Annotated in this window: 15 protein-coding genes; all 15 read left to right on the forward strand. The window is 62.5% G+C overall.

Going from position 1 to position 17,391, the window contains the following annotated elements:
* Positions 1 to 92: 92 nt before the first annotated feature.
* The 15 genes from tsf (at position 93) to dnaE (ending at position 17,331) form a co-directional block, all read left to right on the forward strand.
* Positions 93 to 956, forward strand: a complete 864-nt coding sequence (gene tsf, locus OH705_RS19750; protein WP_023629890.1) for a translation elongation factor Ts — start codon at positions 93 to 95, stop codon at positions 954 to 956.
* Positions 957 to 1,134: 178 nt separating this feature from the next.
* On the forward strand, positions 1,135 to 1,878 hold the full coding sequence (gene pyrH, locus OH705_RS19755; protein WP_023629889.1) for a UMP kinase: 744 nt from the start codon (positions 1,135 to 1,137) through the stop codon (positions 1,876 to 1,878).
* Complete coding sequence (frr, locus tag OH705_RS19760; RefSeq protein ID WP_267302826.1) at positions 1,875 to 2,432, forward strand: ribosome recycling factor; 558 nt, start codon at positions 1,875 to 1,877, stop codon at positions 2,430 to 2,432. Before pyrH ends, frr begins: the two co-directional genes overlap by 4 nt.
* Positions 2,433 to 2,448: 16 nt before the next feature.
* The gene (uppS, locus tag OH705_RS19765; RefSeq protein WP_046854395.1) at positions 2,449 to 3,204 is read left to right on the forward strand and encodes a polyprenyl diphosphate synthase; all 756 of its coding nucleotides are present in this window, start codon (positions 2,449 to 2,451) and stop codon (positions 3,202 to 3,204) included.
* Positions 3,204 to 4,019, forward strand: coding sequence for a phosphatidate cytidylyltransferase (locus OH705_RS19770; protein ID WP_104444982.1), 816 nt, complete (start codon positions 3,204 to 3,206; stop codon positions 4,017 to 4,019). Before uppS ends, OH705_RS19770 begins: the two co-directional genes overlap by 1 nt.
* Positions 4,016 to 5,206 (forward strand): 1-deoxy-D-xylulose-5-phosphate reductoisomerase, encoded by a 1,191-nt coding sequence (ispC, locus tag OH705_RS19775; protein WP_046854396.1) that lies wholly within the window; start codon positions 4,016 to 4,018, stop codon positions 5,204 to 5,206. Before OH705_RS19770 ends, ispC begins: the two co-directional genes overlap by 4 nt.
* A 42-nt stretch (positions 5,207 to 5,248) precedes the next feature.
* Positions 5,249 to 6,601, forward strand: a complete 1,353-nt coding sequence (gene rseP / locus OH705_RS19780) for an RIP metalloprotease RseP (RefSeq protein ID WP_267302827.1) — start codon at positions 5,249 to 5,251, stop codon at positions 6,599 to 6,601.
* A 76-nt stretch (positions 6,602 to 6,677) separates the two neighbouring features.
* Complete coding sequence (gene bamA, locus OH705_RS19785; RefSeq protein ID WP_094012423.1) at positions 6,678 to 9,038, forward strand: outer membrane protein assembly factor BamA; 2,361 nt, start codon at positions 6,678 to 6,680, stop codon at positions 9,036 to 9,038.
* Between the two features lie 44 nt (positions 9,039 to 9,082).
* Entirely contained in the window at positions 9,083 to 9,586 is a 504-nt protein-coding gene (locus tag OH705_RS19790) for an OmpH family outer membrane protein (protein ID WP_023629834.1), read from the forward strand.
* 1 nt (position 9,587) lies between these two features.
* Positions 9,588 to 10,643, forward strand: coding sequence for a UDP-3-O-(3-hydroxymyristoyl)glucosamine N-acyltransferase (gene lpxD / locus OH705_RS19795; protein ID WP_094012422.1), 1,056 nt, complete (start codon positions 9,588 to 9,590; stop codon positions 10,641 to 10,643).
* Between the two features lie 112 nt (positions 10,644 to 10,755).
* Positions 10,756 to 11,196, forward strand: a complete 441-nt coding sequence (fabZ, locus tag OH705_RS19800; RefSeq protein ID WP_003252314.1) for a 3-hydroxyacyl-ACP dehydratase FabZ — start codon at positions 10,756 to 10,758, stop codon at positions 11,194 to 11,196.
* The gene (gene lpxA / locus OH705_RS19805; protein WP_023629836.1) at positions 11,193 to 11,969 is read left to right on the forward strand and encodes an acyl-ACP--UDP-N-acetylglucosamine O-acyltransferase; all 777 of its coding nucleotides are present in this window, start codon (positions 11,193 to 11,195) and stop codon (positions 11,967 to 11,969) included. Before fabZ ends, lpxA begins: the two co-directional genes overlap by 4 nt.
* A gap of 1 nt (position 11,970) precedes the next feature.
* The gene (gene lpxB / locus OH705_RS19810; RefSeq protein ID WP_038706686.1) at positions 11,971 to 13,098 is read left to right on the forward strand and encodes a lipid-A-disaccharide synthase; all 1,128 of its coding nucleotides are present in this window, start codon (positions 11,971 to 11,973) and stop codon (positions 13,096 to 13,098) included.
* Position 13,099: 1 nt separating this feature from the next.
* Positions 13,100 to 13,723: a ribonuclease HII gene (gene rnhB / locus OH705_RS19815; RefSeq protein ID WP_023628727.1), complete on the forward strand. Its 624-nt coding sequence runs from the start codon at positions 13,100 to 13,102 to the stop codon at positions 13,721 to 13,723.
* Between the two features lie 83 nt (positions 13,724 to 13,806).
* Complete coding sequence (gene dnaE / locus OH705_RS19820) at positions 13,807 to 17,331, forward strand: DNA polymerase III subunit alpha (RefSeq protein ID WP_023628728.1); 3,525 nt, start codon at positions 13,807 to 13,809, stop codon at positions 17,329 to 17,331.
* Positions 17,332 to 17,391: the final 60 nt, after the last annotated feature.

A 17,391-nucleotide genomic window follows, 5' to 3' on the forward strand; every position in this document is an offset into this window, starting at 1 on the left:
GCCGGCTGAGGTATAAAACAGCGGATTTGCAGAATTTAACGCCCGTGACGAACGGGTGGAATGGTTGAAAAACTTTCCAAGAGGATTTTGAAATGGCAGCAATTACTGCAGCGCTGGTCAAAGAACTGCGCGAGCGTACCGGCGAAGGCATGATGGATTGCAAGAAGGCCCTGGAAAAGGCCGGCGGCGACATCGAGAAAGCCATTGACGACATGCGTGCCTCGGGCGCCATCAAGGCCGCCAAGAAGGCTGGCAACGTTGCCGCCGAAGGCGCCATCGCCGTCAAGACCGACGGTAAATCCGCCGTCCTGCTGGAAGTGAACTCGCAGACCGACTTCCTGGCCCTGCAAGACGACTTCAAGAACTTCGTTGCCGAAAGCATCGAACAGGCCTTCGCCGAGAAGCTGACCGACGCCGCTCCGCTGATCGCTTCGCGTGAAGCTGCTCGTGAAGCCCTGGTCGCCAAGTGCGGCGAAAACGTCAACATCCGTCGCCTGGTGCGCGTTGAGGGTGACGTTGTCGGTGCCTACCTGCACGGTAACAAGATCGGTGCAGTTGTTGTCCTGAAAGGCGGTGACGTCGATCTGGCCAAGAACATCGCCATGCACGTTGCCGCTTCGAACCCAGAGTTCCTGGACGCGTCGGAAATCTCCGCCGAGGCCATCGAGCGCGAGAAGAACGTCTTCCTGCAGCTGAACGCCGACAAGATCGCCGGCAAGCCGGAAAACATCGTTGAAAACATGATCAACGGTCGTATCTCCAAGTTCAAAGCCGAAGCCTCGCTGAAAGAGCAAGCTTTCGTGATGGATCCGGAAGTCAAAGTCGGCGCGCTGGCCAAGAAAGCCGGTGCCGAAATCGTTTCCTTCACCTACTTCAAGGTTGGCGAAGGCATCGAGAAGCCGGTTGACGACTTCGCTGCCGAAGTTGCCGCCCAGGTAGCTGCCGCCAAGCAGTAAGACGGACTCGTCTGTCGCCCCAAAGAGGCTGCCCGCTCACGCGCGCAGCCTCTTTGTCAAAGCGGGAGTGGTTTACCAGACCGCTGCTCGCTGACGCAGTAGCTGCGTCACGCTAGAGTTACGCGCAGGCTGAAAACAGCCAGCCAGATTTTTACAAACGCCGCAGGAGAGATTCGCAATGGCTCAGCAGGGCAGTGGTCATCAGGCTCGCTATAAACGCATTCTACTCAAACTTAGCGGCGAGGCCCTGATGGGCTCGGAAGAGTTCGGGATCGACCCCAAGGTCCTGGATCGCATGGCGCTGGAAGTCGGCCAACTGGTCGGCATCGGCGTCCAGGTCGGCCTGGTGATCGGTGGTGGCAACCTGTTCCGTGGTGCGGCGCTCAGCGCAGCCGGCATGGATCGGGTCACTGGCGACCACATGGGCATGCTGGCCACCGTGATGAACGCACTGGCCATGCGCGACGCGCTGGAGCGGGCGAACATCACCGCGATCGTCATGTCGGCCATCTCCATGGTCGGTGTAACCGATCACTATGATCGCCGCAAGGCCATGCGCCACCTGAACTCGAAAGAAGTCGTGATCTTCGCTGCCGGTACCGGCAACCCGTTCTTCACCACCGACTCCGCCGCTTGCCTGCGCGCCATCGAAATCGATGCCGACGTGGTATTGAAGGCAACCAAAGTCGATGGTGTATACACTGCAGATCCATTCAAGGACCCGCATGCCGAGAAGTTCGATCATCTGTCCTACGATGAAGTGCTGGATCGCAAGCTGGGTGTAATGGACCTGACGGCAATCTGCCTGTGCCGCGATCACAAGATGCCGTTGCGCGTCTTCAACATGAACAAGCCCGGCGCCCTGCTGAACATCGTGCATGGCGGCGCGGAAGGAACTCTGATCGAGGAAGTTCAAAAATGATCAACGAAATCAAGAAAGACGCCCAGGCGCGCATGCAAAAGTCGCTGGAGTCGCTGATCCACGCATTTGGCCAGATCCGCACCGGCAAGGCGCACCCGAGCGTCCTGGGCAGCGTGATGGTGCCTTACTATGGCACCGACACCCCGCTGGCCGGCGTGGCCAGCGTGACCGTGAAAGACAACCAGACCCTGCAAGTGGTGCCTTTCGAGCGCAACATGCTGGGCGCCATCGACAAGGCCATCGGCAGTGCCGGCTTGAACCTCAATCCGACCAATCTGGGCGAGTTGCTGCTGGTCAACATGCCCCCGCTGACCGAGGAAACCCGCAAGGGCTTCACCAAGCAGGCCCGCGCCGCAGCCGAGGATGCCCGAGTTGCCGTGCGCAACATTCGTCGTGACGCCATGAGTGACCTGAAGAAGCTGTCCAAGGACAAGGAAATCAGTGAAGACGAAGAGCGTCGTGCCAGTGCCGACATCGACAAGCTGATCAAGGATTACGAGGCGAAGATCGCCAAGGCTACCGATGATAAAGAAAAGGACCTGATGGCCATCTAAGGGTCAGGACACCTTCATGGAAAAGACCAAGCAGACTGTGCCCTCCGTGGTGCCGCGTCACGTGGCGATCATCATGGATGGGAATAATCGCTGGGCGAAGAAGCGCTTCATGCCCGGCGTTGCCGGGCATAAAGCGGGTGTCGATGCGGTACGCGCCGTGATCGAAGTGTGCGCCGAGGCCAAGGTCGAGGTGCTCACGCTGTTCGCGTTCTCCAGTGAGAACTGGCAGCGACCGGCGGACGAAGTCAGTGCCCTCATGGACCTGTTCTTCAAGGCGCTGCGCCGCGAGGCCAAGCGCCTGAACGATAACAACATCAGCCTGCGCATTATCGGCGACCGCTCACGCTTCCACCCTGAACTCCAGGCTGCGATGCGCGAGGCCGAGGCTGCGACCGCCGGCAGCAACCGCTTCATCCTGCAGATCGCCGCCAACTACGGTGGCCAGTGGGATATCGCCCAGGCTGCCCAGCGCCTGGCGCGTGAAGTGCAGGCCGGTCATCTGCGCCCGGACGACATCACCCCGGATCTGCTGCAGACCTGCCTGGTCACGGGCGACCTGCCATTGCCCGACCTGTGCATCCGCACCGGTGGCGAGCACCGCATCAGCAATTTCCTCTTGTGGCAGCTGGCCTACGCCGAGCTGTACTTCTCCGACCTCTATTGGCCGGACTTCAAACACGAGGCCATGCGCAATGCGCTGGCCGATTTCGCTTCGCGCCAGCGCCGCTTCGGTAAGACCAGCGAGCAGGTCGAAGCCGGAGCCCGTGCTTAATGCTTAAACAACGCATCATAACCGCCCTGATCCTGCTGCCGATCGCGGTGGGTGGTTTCTTCCTGCTCAATGGTGGGGATTTCGCCCTCTTCATCGGTTTCGTGGTGACGCTCGGCGCCTGGGAATGGGCGCGCCTGGCCGGCCTGGTGGCGCAGCCGCTGCGTATCGCCTACGCCACCGTGGTCGCGGGCGGGCTGATGCTGCTCTACCTGATGCCCGACCTTGCGCCCTGGGTGCTGGGCGCTTCGGTGATCTGGTGGGCGCTGGCCACGTGGTTGGTGCTCACCTATCCGCGCAGCGGCGAGCTGTGGAGTAGTGCCGCCTGTCGCCTGCTGATCGGCCTGCTGGTGTTGCTACCCGCCTGGCAGGGCCTGGTGCTGCTCAAGCACTGGCCGCTGGGCAACTGGCTGATCCTGGCGGTCATGGTGCTGGTCTGGGCGGCTGATATCGGCGCCTATTTCTCCGGCCGTGCCTTCGGCAAGCGCAAGCTGGCGCCACAGGTCAGCCCGGGCAAGAGCTGGGAGGGCGTGTATGGCGGTCTCGCGGTCAGCCTGCTGATCACCTTGGGCGTGGGCATTGCCCGTGACTGGAGTGTCGGTCAGGTGCTGCTGGGCTTGCTGGGCGCCGTGGTGGTGGTGATGTCCTCGGTGGTCGGCGACCTGACCGAGAGCATGTTCAAGCGTCGTGAAGGCATCAAGGACAGCAGCAACCTGTTGCCGGGCCATGGTGGCGTGCTTGATCGCATCGATAGCCTGACTGCGGCGATTCCGATGTTTGCCGTACTGTTGTGGGCGGCTGAGTGGGGTGTGATGTGAGTCGCGTGCAACGCATTACCGTGCTGGGGGCCACCGGCTCCATTGGCTTGAGCACGCTGGACGTCATCGCTCGCCACCCTGACCGTTACCAGGTGTTCGCCTTGAGCGGCTATTCGCGCATCGACGAACTGCTGGCCCTGTGCGAGCGCCATCGCCCGGCCTATGCCGTGGTGCCGAGCGCCGAGGCGGCCGGGCGGCTGCGCGCGGGGCTGGCCAAGGCCGGATGTGCCACCGAGGTGCTGGAAGGTGAGGCCGGGCTGTGCCAGGTCGCCTCTGCATCGGAGGTCGATACCGTGATGGCCGCCATCGTCGGCGCTGCCGGCCTGCGTCCGACCCTGGCCGCGGTCGAGGCGGGCAAGAAGGTGCTGTTGGCCAACAAGGAAGCCCTGGTGATGTCCGGGGCCCTGTTCATGCAGGCGGTGCAGCGCAGCGGCGCGGTGCTGCTGCCGATCGATAGCGAACACAACGCGATATTCCAGTGCATGCCCGGTGACTACGCCCGTGGCCTGGGTGCTGTCGGCGTGCGTCGGATCCTGCTGACCGCCTCTGGCGGCCCGTTCCGCGAAACCCCGGCCGAAGCTTTGCTGGATGTCACGCCGGAACAAGCCTGCGCCCATCCGAACTGGTCCATGGGGCGCAAGATTTCGGTCGACTCGGCGAGCATGTTGAACAAAGGCCTGGAACTGATCGAGGCCTGCTGGCTGTTCGACGCCAAGCCTTCGCAGGTTGAAGTGGTTGTGCATCCGCAGAGCGTCATTCACTCGTTGGTGGACTATGTCGATGGCTCGGTGCTTGCCCAGTTAGGCAACCCGGACATGCGCACGCCGATCTCCAATGCCCTGGCATGGCCGGAGCGCATCGATTCGGGCGTGGCGCCGCTGGACCTGTTCGCCATCGCCCGTCTGGATTTCCAGGCCCCCGACGAACAGCGCTTCCCATGCCTGCGCCTGGCGCGTCAGGCTGCCGAGGCGGGCAACAGTGCGCCGGCGGTGCTCAATGCCGCCAACGAAGTGGCTGTCGAAGCGTTTCTCCAGCGGCGTATCCGCTTCCCGGAGATCGCGGGTATGATCGAACAGGTGCTCGACCAGGAGCCTGTGGTGGCATTGCCCACGCTCGACGCGGTATTCGCCGCCGACCAGCGTGCCCGGGAGCTGTCCCGGGAATGGTTGCGACGCCACGGCCGCTGAAGCCTGCGGCCGGCTCCGCCGAATGTCATCCGGAGATAGGACATGACTGCGCTCTACATGATTGTCGGCACGCTGATTGCGCTCGGCGTGCTGGTCACCTTCCACGAGTTCGGCCACTTCTGGGTGGCGCGGCGCTGCGGGGTCAAGGTCCTGCGTTTCTCGGTGGGCTTCGGCACGCCGTTGCTGCGCTGGCACGATCGCCATGGCACCGAGTTCGTTGTCGCCGCGATTCCTTTGGGCGGCTACGTCAAGATGCTCGACGAGCGCGAGGGCGAGGTGCCTGCGGCGCTGATCGAGCAATCGTTCAACCGTAAATCGGTACGCCAGCGCATCGCCATCGTGGCGGCCGGCCCAGTCGCCAACTTCCTCCTCGCCATCCTGTTCTTCTGGGTGCTGGCCATGCTCGGCTCGCAGCAGGTGCGGCCGGTCATTGGCGCGGTCGAGGCGGGCAGCCTTGCGGCCAGCGCCGGGCTGGGCGTCGGCCAGGAAATCGTTTCCATCGATGGCAAGCCGACCAACGGCTGGTCGGCGGTCAACCTGCAGTTGGTACGTCGCCTTGGCGAGAGCGGCACGCTGCGAGTGGGCGTGCTCGACGAAGGTGCAACGACCGAGCGCCAGCTCGACATTACTCTGAACAATTGGCTTAAAGGCGCCGATGAGCCTGACCCGATCCAGTCACTGGGTCTGCGCCCGTGGCGACCTGCGATGGTTCCGGTGCTGGCGGAGATCGATCCAAAAGGGCCGGCCGCTGCCGCCGGGCTCAAGACCGGTGACAAGCTCCTGGCACTCGACGGTGTGGCGCTGGGCGACTGGCAGCAGGTGGTCGACGCGGTCCGTGCTCGCCCCGAGCGTACGGTGAGCCTGAGCATCGAGCGCGACGGCGCGACGCTCGAAGTACCGGTCACCCTGGCGCGCAAGGGCGAAGGCCAGGCATCCGGTGGTTACCTCGGCGCCGGGGTCAAGGCCGGCGAATGGCCGTTGAAGATGCTCCGCGAGGTCAGTTACGGCCCGCTGGAGGCGGTGGGCGAGGGCTTGTCCCGCACATGGAACATGAGCGTCCTGACCCTCGAATCGCTGAAGAAAATGCTGTTCGGAGAGCTCTCGGTAAAAAACTTGAGCGGACCGATAACCATTGCTAAAGTGGCGGGCGCTTCAGCCCAGTCGGGCGTTGGGGATTTCCTGAATTTCCTGGCCTACCTGAGCATAAGCCTGGGGGTTCTGAACCTGCTGCCCATCCCCGTACTGGATGGGGGGCATTTGCTGTTCTACCTGATCGAGTGGGCGCGCGGTCGTCCACTCTCGGATCGGGTGCAAGGTTGGGGGGTCCAGATCGGTATCAGTTTGGTCGTTGGGGTGATGTTGCTCGCCCTGATCAACGATCTGGGTCGACTATAAAAGCTTCGCTCAATCGCGAAACCTGCCGCTTTCTTTGCGGCGGGTTGTTTATTGCCAGTTGGAATAAAAGGACTTCATGAAACGTCTGCTGCTAACTGCGGTGCTCTCCGCACTGATGATCGCTGAAGTTCACGCCGAGTCCTTCACCATCTCCGATATTCGTGTCAACGGCCTGCAGCGGGTTTCCGCCGGCAGCGTGTTTGGCGCGTTGCCGCTGAACGTCGGTGACCAGGTCGACGACCGCCGTCTGGTGGACTCCACTCGCTCGCTGTTCAAAACCGGCTTTTTCCAGGACATCCAGCTGAACCGCGACGGCAATGTCCTGATCATCAACGTGGTCGAGCGCCCTTCGGTGTCGAGCATCGAGATCGAAGGCAACAAGGCGATCAGCACCGAAGACCTGATGAAGGGGCTCAAGCAGTCGGGCCTGGCCGAGGGCGAGATTTTCCAGCGCGCGACGCTGGAAGGCGTGCGTAACGAGCTGCAGCGCCAGTATGTGGCCCAGGGCCGCTACTCCGCTGAAGTTGACGCCGAGGTCGTGCCGCAACCGCGCAACCGTGTCGGCCTGAAGATCAAGATCAACGAAGGTACCGTGGCCGCGATCCAGCACATCAACGTGGTGGGCAACACGGTCTTCGACGACGAGACCCTCGGCCAGCTGTTCGAACTCAAGACCACCAACTGGCTGTCGTTCTTCAAGAACGACGACAAGTACGCCCGCGAAAAACTGTCCGGTGACCTGGAGCGCCTGCGTTCCTACTACCTGGACCGCGGCTACATCAACATGGACATCGCCTCCACCCAGGTGTCGATCACTCCGGACAAGAAGCACGTCTACATTACCGTCAACATCAATGAAGGCGAGAAGTACACCGTACGCGACGTCAAGCTGTCCGGTGACCTGAAAGTGCCGGAAGACCAGGTCAAGTCGCTGCTGCTGGTGCAGCCTGGCCAGGTGTTCTCGCGCAAGGTGATGACCACCACGTCCGACCTGATCACCCGTCGCCTGGGTAACGAAGGCTATACCTTCGCCAACGTCAACGGCGTGCCGCAACCGAACGACCAGGATCACACCGTCGACATCATGTTCGTCGTCGATCCTGGCAAGCGTGCCTACGTCAACCGCATCAACTACCGCGGCAACACCAAGACCGAAGACGAAGTGCTGCGCCGCGAAATGCGCCAGATGGAAGGCGGCTGGGCGTCGACATACCTCATCGACCAATCCAAGACCCGCCTCGAGCGCCTGGGCTTCTTCAAGGAAGTCAACGTCGAGACGCCGCCGGTGCCGGGCACCGATGACCAGGTCGACGTCAACTACAGCGTCGAAGAGCAGGCCTCCGGCTCGATCACCGCCAGCGTCGGTTTCGCCCAGAGCGCAGGCCTGATCCTTGGTGGCTCGATCAGCCAGAACAACTTCCTGGGTACCGGTAACAAGGTCTCCATCGGCCTGACCCGCTCCGAATACCAGACCCGCTACAACTTCGGCTACGTCGATCCCTACTTCACCCCCGATGGTGTGAGCCTGGGCTACAACGCCTTCTACCGCAGCACCGACTACGACGACCTCGACGTCGACGTGGCCAGCTATGCGGTGGACAGTTTGGGTGCCGGTGTCAGCCTCGGCTACCCGATCAGCGAGACCTCGCGCCTGACTTACGGCCTGACCGTGCAGCAGGACAAGTTGAAGACCGGCCGCTACACCGTCGATGAGATCTTCAAGTTCATCCAGGACGAAGGCGACAACTTCCTCAACTTCAAGGCTTCGATCGGCTGGTCCGAGTCGACCCTGAACAAGGGCGTGCTTGCCACCCGTGGTCACTCGCAGAGCCTGACCCTCGAGACCACCGTGCCGGGCAGCGACCTGTCGTTCTACAAGCTCGACTACCGTGGCCAGCTGTTCAAGCCGATCAACAATGACTACACCCTGCGCCTGCACACCGAGCTGGGCTACGGTGACGGCTATGGTTCGACCAATGGTCTGCCGTTCTACGAGAACTACTACGCGGGCGGCTTCAACTCCGTGCGTGGCTTCAAGGACAGCACCCTGGGCCCACGCAGTACGCCGAGCCGTGGCGCGGCCGTGACCGGCAACCAGGGCACCATCGCCGACCCGGACCAGGATCCGCTGCCGTTCGGTGGTAACGTCCTCGTTCAGGGTGGTGTGGAGCTGCTGTTCCCGCTGCCGTTCGTCAAGGACCAGCGTTCGCTGCGCACCTCCGTGTTCTGGGACGTGGGTAACGTGTTCGACACCAACTGCGGTTCCAAGCCGGATTGCACCAAGGTCGGTTTCTCGGACATGGCCAGCTCCGTCGGTCTGGGCGTAACCTGGATCACCGCGCTGGGCCCGCTGAGCTTCAGCCTGGCGATGCCGATCAAGAAACCGGACGACGCCGACACGCAAGTGTTCCAATTCTCTCTGGGCCAGACCTTCTGAGGTCGGCCCTTGCATAACGACAACGGATTATCCAGGAGTGCATCGTGCGTAAGTTGACTCAACTGGCCCTCGTGGCCGCGGCGCTGGTCGCCACCCCGGCTTTCGCCGAAATGAAAGTTGCCGTGCTGAACTATCAGATGGCCCTGCTGGAATCCGATGCGGCCAAGAAGTACGCCGTTGACGCGGAGAAGAAATTCGGCCCGCAACTGACCAAGCTCAAGGGCCTGGAAAGCAGCGCCAAGGGCATCCAGGACCGTCTGATCAAGGGCGGCGACAAGATGCCTCAGCCAGAGCGCGAGCGCCTCGAGCTCGAGTTCAAGCAAAAGGCCCGCGACTTCCAGTTCCAGTCCAAGGAACTCAACGAAGCCAAGGCCGTGGCCGATCGCGACATGCTCAAGCAGCTCAAGCCCAAGCTTGATGGCGCTGTCGAGGAAGTGATCAAGAAGGGCGGCTTCGACCTGGTGCTCGAGCGTGGCGCGGTCATCGATGTCAAACCTCAGTACGACATCACCCGCCAGGTCATCGAGCGCATGAACCAAGCCCGTTGATATGACCGTGACCATGACACTCGGCCAGCTGGCCGAAGCCCTCGGGGCCGAGCTCAAAGGCCCCGAGGCGCTGGAAATCACCGGGTTGGCCACCTTGCAGGAGGCCGTTTCCGGGCAGCTGAGTTTCCTGGCCAACAAGCAGTACCGCAAGTTCCTGGACGACTCCACGGCCAGCGCGGTACTGCTCAAGGCCGAGGACGCCGAAGGTTTCGCCGGCAACGCCTTGATCGTCGCCGACCCGTACCTGGCTTACGCGCGCATCTCGCACCTGTTCGATCCGAAGCCCAAGGCTGTGGCGGGAATCCATCCCAGCGCCGTGGTTGCCGAGGATGCCCAGGTGGATGCCAGCGCCAGCATTGGTCCGTTTGCGGTGATCGAAAGTGGTGCGCACATTGGCGCCAACGTGACGGTCGGCGCGCACTGTTTCATCGGTGCCCGTTGCCTCATCGGCGAGGGTGGCTGGTTGGCACCCCGTGTCACGCTGTATCACGATGTGACCATTGGCAAGCGTGTGGTCATCCAGTCCGGGGCGGTGATCGGTGGTGAGGGCTTCGGCTTTGCCAACGAAAAGGGCGTCTGGCGCAAGATCGCACAGATTGGCGGCGTCACCCTGGGCGACGATGTCGAGATCGGCGTGAACACCGCGGTGGACCGCGGCGCCCTGTCGGATACGCGCATCGGTGATGGCGTCAAGCTCGATAACCAGATCCAGATCGCCCATAACGTGCAGGTCGGTGACCACACGGCGATGGCGGCCTGCGTCGGTATCTCGGGCAGTACCCGCATCGGCAAGCACTGCATGATTGCCGGTGGTGTTGGGATGGTCGGTCACATCGACGTCTGCGACAATGTTTTCGTCTCCGGCATGACCATGGTGACCCGTTCTATTACCGAACCGGGTGGCTACTCTTCCGGAACGGCCATGCAACCTTTGGCTGAATGGCGCAAGAGCGCCGCTCGCATTCGCCAGCTGGACGAGATGTCCAAGCGTCTCCAGCAGCTGGAAAAGCGTGTCGACACCGTGACCTCAGGTGGCCAGCCGACATCAGAAGGCTGATACCATTTACTGAGCGAGCGTTACCGTCGCTAGCTGGCTCCTCTTTGGATCTGCAAAAGGAGCGTGTGGTCAGCACCTGCGCTCCCTATTCTTATACAGGCTTCCCCCCGAAATGATGGACATCAACGAGATTCGCGAATACCTGCCTCACCGTTACCCGTTCCTGCTGGTGGACCGGGTGACGGACCTGGACTTCGAGGCCCAAAGCATTCGTGCCTACAAGAATGTCAGCATCAACGAGCCGTTCTTCAATGGCCACTTCCCGGCACATCCGATCATGCCGGGCGTGCTGATCATCGAGGCGATGGCCCAGGCGGCCGGAATTCTCGGATTCAAGATGCTCGACGCCAAACCGGCTGACGGCACGCTTTACTACTTTGTCGGCTCCGACAAGCTGCGTTTCCGCCAGCCAGTGCTGCCGGGCGACCAGCTGGTCCTGGAAGCCAAGTTCCTCAGCCGCAAGAGCATGATCTGGAAGTTCGAATGCCGTGCCCTGGTGGACGGCAAGCCAGTTTGCTCGGCCGAGATCACCTGCGCGGAACGCTCCCTATGAGTTCGATTGACCCACGGGCGATCATCGATCCTTCGGCCAGGCTGGCCGAGGGTGTCGAGGTTGGCCCCTGGTCGATCGTAGGCCCCGATGTCGAAATCGGGGAGGGCACCATCATTGGCCCGCACGTCGTGCTCAAAGGGCCGACCCGTATCGGCAAGCACAACCGCATCTACCAGTTCTCCTCGATCGGTGAAGACACCCCTGACCTGAAGTACAAGGGTGAGCCGACGCGCCTGGTAATCGGTGACCACAACGTGATCCGCGAGGGTGTCACCATCCATCGCGGCACCGTGCAGGACCGTTCCGAAACGACGCTGGGCGATCACAACCTGATCATGGCCTATGCCCACATCGGCCATGACAGCGTCATCGGCAACCACTGCATCCTGGTCAACAACACCGCGTTGGCCGGGCACGTGCACGTGGGCGACTGGGCGATCCTGTCGGGCTACACGCTGGTGCACCAGTACTGCCATATCGGCGCTCATGCCTTTTCCGGCATGGGTACCGCGATCGGCAAGGACGTGCCGGCCTACGTGACGGTGTTCGGCAGCCCGGCCGAGGCGCGCAGCATGAACTTCGAAGGCTTGCGCCGTCGCGGTTTCAGCGACGAGGTGCTGCATGCACTGCGTCGCGCCTACAAGATTGTCTATCGCCAGGGCCTGACCGTCGAAGAGGCGCTCAAGGAGCTGGACGAGCTGGTGAGCCAGTTCCCGGAAGTCGACCTGTTCCGTCATTCGATCGCCAACTCCGCCCGCGGCATCACGCGCTGACATGGCCCAACTTTGCGTGGCGCTGGTCGCGGGCGAGGCCAGCGGCGACATCCTCGGTTCCGGCTTGATGCGTGCCATCAAGGCGCGCCACCCCGATGTACGTTTCATCGGCGTCGGTGGGCCCTTGATGGAAGCTGAAGGCATGACTTCCTACTTCCCGATGGAACGCCTGGCCGTCATGGGTCTGGTCGAGGTACTCGGGCGTCTGCGCGAGCTGCTCAAGCGGCGAAAGCTGCTGATCGAGACACTGATCGGTGAAAAGCCCGACGTGTTCATCGGTATCGATGCACCTGATTTCACCCTCAATATCGAACTCAAGCTGCGCCAGGCCGGGATCAAGACAGTGCATTACGTCAGCCCGTCGGTCTGGGCCTGGCGGCAGAAGCGTGTGCTGAAGATCCGCGAGGGGTGCGACCTGATGCTCACCCTGCTGCCGTTCGAGGCTCGCTTCTATGAAGAGCAGGGCGTGCCGGTGCGCTTCGTCGGCCACCCGTTGGCGGATACCATTCCCCTCGAGGCTGACCGTGGCGCGGCGCGTGCCGAGCTGGGCCTGGGCGATGGCCCGGTGATTGCCCTGATGCCCGGCAGCCGTGGCGGCGAAGTGGGGCGCCTGGGCGCCCTGTTCCTCGACGCGGCCCAGCGCCTGCGCGAGCTGGTGCCTGGCGCACGTTTCGTGCTGCCGTGCGCCAATGCCGCGCGTCGCGCCCAGGTCGAGCAGATGCTCGAAGGGCGCGAGTTGCCGCTGACCTTGCTCGACGGCCAGTCGCACAAGGCCCTGGCGGCGTGCGACGCGGTGCTGATTGCCTCGGGTACCGCCACCCTGGAGGCGATGCTGTACAAGCGGCCGATGGTGGTGGCCTATCGCCTGGCGCCGTTGACGTACTGGATTCTCAAGCGCATGGTCAAGAGCCCCTACGTGTCGCTGCCCAACTTGCTCGCCCAGCGCCTGTTGGTGCCCGAGCTGCTGCAGGACGCCGCCACCAGCGAGGCCTTGGCGCAAACCCTGGCGCCGCTGGTCAAGGATGGTACGCAGCAGACCGACAGCTTCGACCAGATCCACCGCACCCTGCGCCGCGATGCCTCCAACCAGGCGGCCGACGCGGTGCTTGCCCTGTTGAAGGACCACTGACATGCAGATGGGGCTGGATTTCAACCTGGTCGAGGAACTGGTGGCCGGCGTCGATGAAGTGGGCCGTGGTCCGCTGTGCGGCGCGGTGGTAACCGCAGCGGTGATTCTCGACCCGCGCCGGCCGATCCTCGGCCTGAACGACTCGAAGAAACTCACCGAGGCCAAGCGCGATGCGCTGTTCGACGAGATCTGCGAGAAGGCGCTGAGTTTCTGCATCGCTCGCGCCGAGGTCGAGGAAATCGACCGTCTGAACATCCTCCATGCGACCATGCTGGCCATGCAGCGTGCCGTCGAAGGGTTGCACGTCACGCCGAAGCTGGCACTGATCGATGGCAACCGCTGCCCGAAACTTTCGGTGCCAGCGGCTCCGGTGGTCAAGGGGGATTCGCAGGTGCCGGCGATCGCCGCCGCATCGATTCTGGCCAAGGTCACCCGTGACCGCGAGATGAGCGCGTTCGAGCTGATCTACCCGGGTTATGGGATCGGCGGGCACAAGGGGTATCCGACTCCAGTGCACCTTGAGGCCCTGGCCCGTCTTGGGCCGACGCCCATTCACCGGCGCTCGTTCGCGCCTGTTCGAGCTGCCTGGGAAGCCCGTGAGGGCGCTTCCACCCTGCTGATCTGATCGGCGCCATTCATCGCGGGGCAAGCGCAGAGCAATACGCTACAATCCCGCCCTTGTCGTTCAGCACTGCTACAGGATCCTCCATGTCGGTCTCCTTCGTTCACCTTCGCGTGCACTCCGAATTCTCCCTGGTCGACGGCCTGGTGCGGATCAAGCCGCTGGCCAAGGCCCTGGCCGGGATGAACATGCCGGCGGTGGCGATCACTGACCAGAGCAACATGTGCTCGCTGGTGAAGTTCTACAAGACCGCCATGGGCGCCGGCATCAAGCCAATCTGCGGTGCCGACCTGTGGCTGGCCGGGGTCGATCCGGAAGCGCCGTTGTCGCGCATCTGTTTCCTGGCCATGAACCCCAAGGGTTACCGCAATCTCACCGAGCTGATCTCGCGTGGTTGGACCGATGGCCAGCGCAATGGCCTGGTGATCATCCAGCGCGACTGGATCGCCCCGGCCAGCGAAGGGCTGATTGCCCTCTCCGCCGGCAAGGAAGGCGACATCGGCATGGCGTTGATGGCCAATCGTCAGGACGAAGCCCAGGCCCTGCTCGCCGACTGGATGAGCATGTTCCCCGAGCGCTTCTACGTCGAGGTGCAGCGCACCAACCGCGCCGGTGACGAGGAGTACGTGCACGCTGCCGTGGCCTTGGCCGACAAGCTCGGTGCGCCGCTGGTGGCAACCAACGACGTGCGTTTCGTCAAGCAGTCGGACTTCGATGCCCACGAGACACGCGTGTGCATCGGCGAGGGCTGGACCCTGGACGATCCGCGCCGCCCGCGTGGCTACAGCGACCAGCAGTACCTCAAGTCCGCCGAAGAAATGGCCGAGCTGTTCAGCGACCTGCCGGACGCCATTGCCAACACCGTGGAGATCGCCAAGCGCTGCAACATCACCGTGCAGCTGGGCAAGTACTTCCTCCCCGACTTCCCGACGCCCAACGGCATGGGCATCGACGACTACCTGCGGCATGTTTCCCACGAAGGCCTGGAGGAGCGCCTGGCGGTGCTCTGGCCGAAGGAGACCACGCCCAATTACGAAGAGAAGCGCCAGGTCTACCTGGACCGCCTGAAGTTCGAGTTGGACATCATCATCCAGATGGGCTTCCCCGGTTACTTCCTGATCGTTATGGACTTCATCAAGTGGGCGAAGAACAACGACGTGCCGGTCGGCCCGGGCCGGGGTTCGGGTGCCGGTTCGTTGGTGGCCTACGTGCTGAAGATCACCGACCTCGACCCGTTGGCCTACGACCTGCTGTTCGAGCGCTTCCTCAACCCTGAACGTATTTCCATGCCCGACTTCGACGTCGACTTCTGCATGGACGGCCGCGACCGGGTGATCGACTACGTGGCCGAGGCCTACGGGCGCAACGCGGTGAGCCAGATCATCACTTTCGGCACCATGGCCGCCAAGGCGGTGGTGCGTGATGTGGCGCGGGTGCAGGGCAAGTCCTATGGCCTGGCCGACCGCCTGTCGAAGATGATTCCGTTCGAAGTGGGCATGACCCTGGAGAAGGCCTACGAGCAGGAGGAGATCCTGCGCGACTTCCTCAAGGGCGATGAGGATGCGCGCGAAATCTGGGACATGGCCCTCAAGCTAGAGGGTGTGACCCGGGGTACCGGCAAGCACGCCGGTGGCGTGGTGATCGCACCGACCAAACTCACCGATTTTTCGCCGATTGCCTGCGACGAAGAGGGCGGCGGCCTGGTGACCCAGTTCGACAAGGACGATGTCGAGGCCGCGGGCCTGGTGAAGTTCGACTTCCTTGGTCTGCGGACGCTGACGATCATCAAGTGGGCGATGGAGATCATCAACCGCGAGCAGGCCAAGAAGAACCTGCCTGACGTCAATATCGACTTCATCCCGCTGGACGACCGCAAGACCTACGAGCTGTTGCAGAAGGCCGAGACCACCGCGGTGTTCCAGCTCGAATCACGCGGCATGAAAGAGCTGATCAAGAAGCTCAAGCCCGACTGCCTGGAAGACCTTATCGCATTAGTGGCGCTGTTCCGTCCCGGCCCGCTGCAGTCGGGCATGGTGGACGACTTCATCAACCGCAAGCACGGCCGTGCGGAGCTCGCCTACCCGCATTCCGATTACCAGTACGAGGGCCTCAAGCCGGTACTGGCGCCCACCTACGGCATCATCCTGTACCAGGAACAGGTGATGCAGATCGCCCAGGTGATGGCCGGCTACACCCTCGGTGGCGCCGACATGCTGCGCCGGGCCATGGGTAAGAAAAAACCCGAGGAGATGGCCAAGCAGCGCGGCGGTTTCATCGAAGGCTGCGTTGCCAACAATATCGATGCAGACCTGGCCGGTAACATCTTCGATCTGGTAGAAAAGTTCGCCGGTTACGGCTTCAACAAATCCCACTCCGCCGCCTATGGCCTGGTCTCCTACCAGACAGCATGGTTGAAGACCCACTATCCGGCGCCGTTCATGGCTGCGGTGCTGTCGGCGGATATGCACAACACCGACAAGGTAGTGGTGCTGGTCGAGGAAGTTCGCAGCATGAAGCTGCGTCTCGATGCCCCGGACGTGAACTTCTCCGACTTCAAGTTCACCGTCAACAACGATGGCCGTATCGTTTATGGCCTGGGTGCGATCAAGGGCGTGGGCGAAGGCCCGGTAGAGGCGATCGTCGAGGCGCGCGCACAGGGCGGCCCGTTCAAGGACCTGTTCGATTTCTGTGAGCGCATCGATCTCAAACGCGTCAACAAACGTACCCTGGATGCGTTGATCCGCAGTGGCGCGCTGGATCGTCTCGGGCCGCACTTCCATGACGAGATCAAGGCCTACCAGGCCAACATCGACATCAATCGCGCGATCCTGCTCTCGGCACTGGGTGAGGCCGTCAAGGCCGCCGAACAGGCGGCTCATACCGCCGACAGTGGCCATGTCGACCTGTTCGGCGGCATGTTCGACGAGGTAGATGTCGACGTCTATGCCAATCATCGCAAGGTGCGCGAACTGACGCTCAAGGAGCGCCTGAAAGGCGAAAAGGACACCCTCGGCCTGTACCTCACCGGGCATCCGATCGATGAGTATGAGACCGAGATCCGCCGTTTCGCCCGTCAGCGCATTGTTGATCTGAAGCCCGCGCGGGATACCCAGACCATCGCCGGGATGATCATTGCCCTGCGCGTGATGAAGAACAAGAAGGGTGACAAGATGGGCTTCGTCACCCTCGACGACCGTTCCGGGCGCATCGAGGCCTCGTTGTTCGCCGATGCCTTCATGGGCGCCCAGGCCCTGCTGCAGACCGACGCCATGGTGGTGGTGGAAGGGGAGGTCAGCAACGACGACTTCTCCGGTGGCCTGCGCCTGCGGGTCAAAACGGTGATGACCATGGAGGATGCGCGTACCAAGCTGGCCGAAAGCCTGCGCCTGAAGGTCGCCCATGACGCGCTCAAGGGTGACCGCCTGAACTGGCTGGGCGAGCTGATCACCCGTCACCGCGGTGGCTGCCCGATCACCCTGGAGTACACCGGCAGCGACGCCAAGGCCATGCTGCAGTTCGGCGACCAGTGGTCCATCGACCCGGCCGATGGCCTGATTCAGGCGCTGCGTGACCAGTTCGGACGTGAGAACGTCTTCCTGCAATACCGTTGAAACGACGAATTTTAATCTCGACCTATATGCGCCTGATCCCTTAAGGTAGGGCGCCAAACG

The sequence above is a fragment of the Pseudomonas sp. BJa3 genome (genome assembly GCF_026343815.1).
In the GTDB taxonomy this organism is placed as follows: Bacteria; Pseudomonadota; Gammaproteobacteria; order Pseudomonadales; family Pseudomonadaceae; genus Aquipseudomonas; species Aquipseudomonas soli.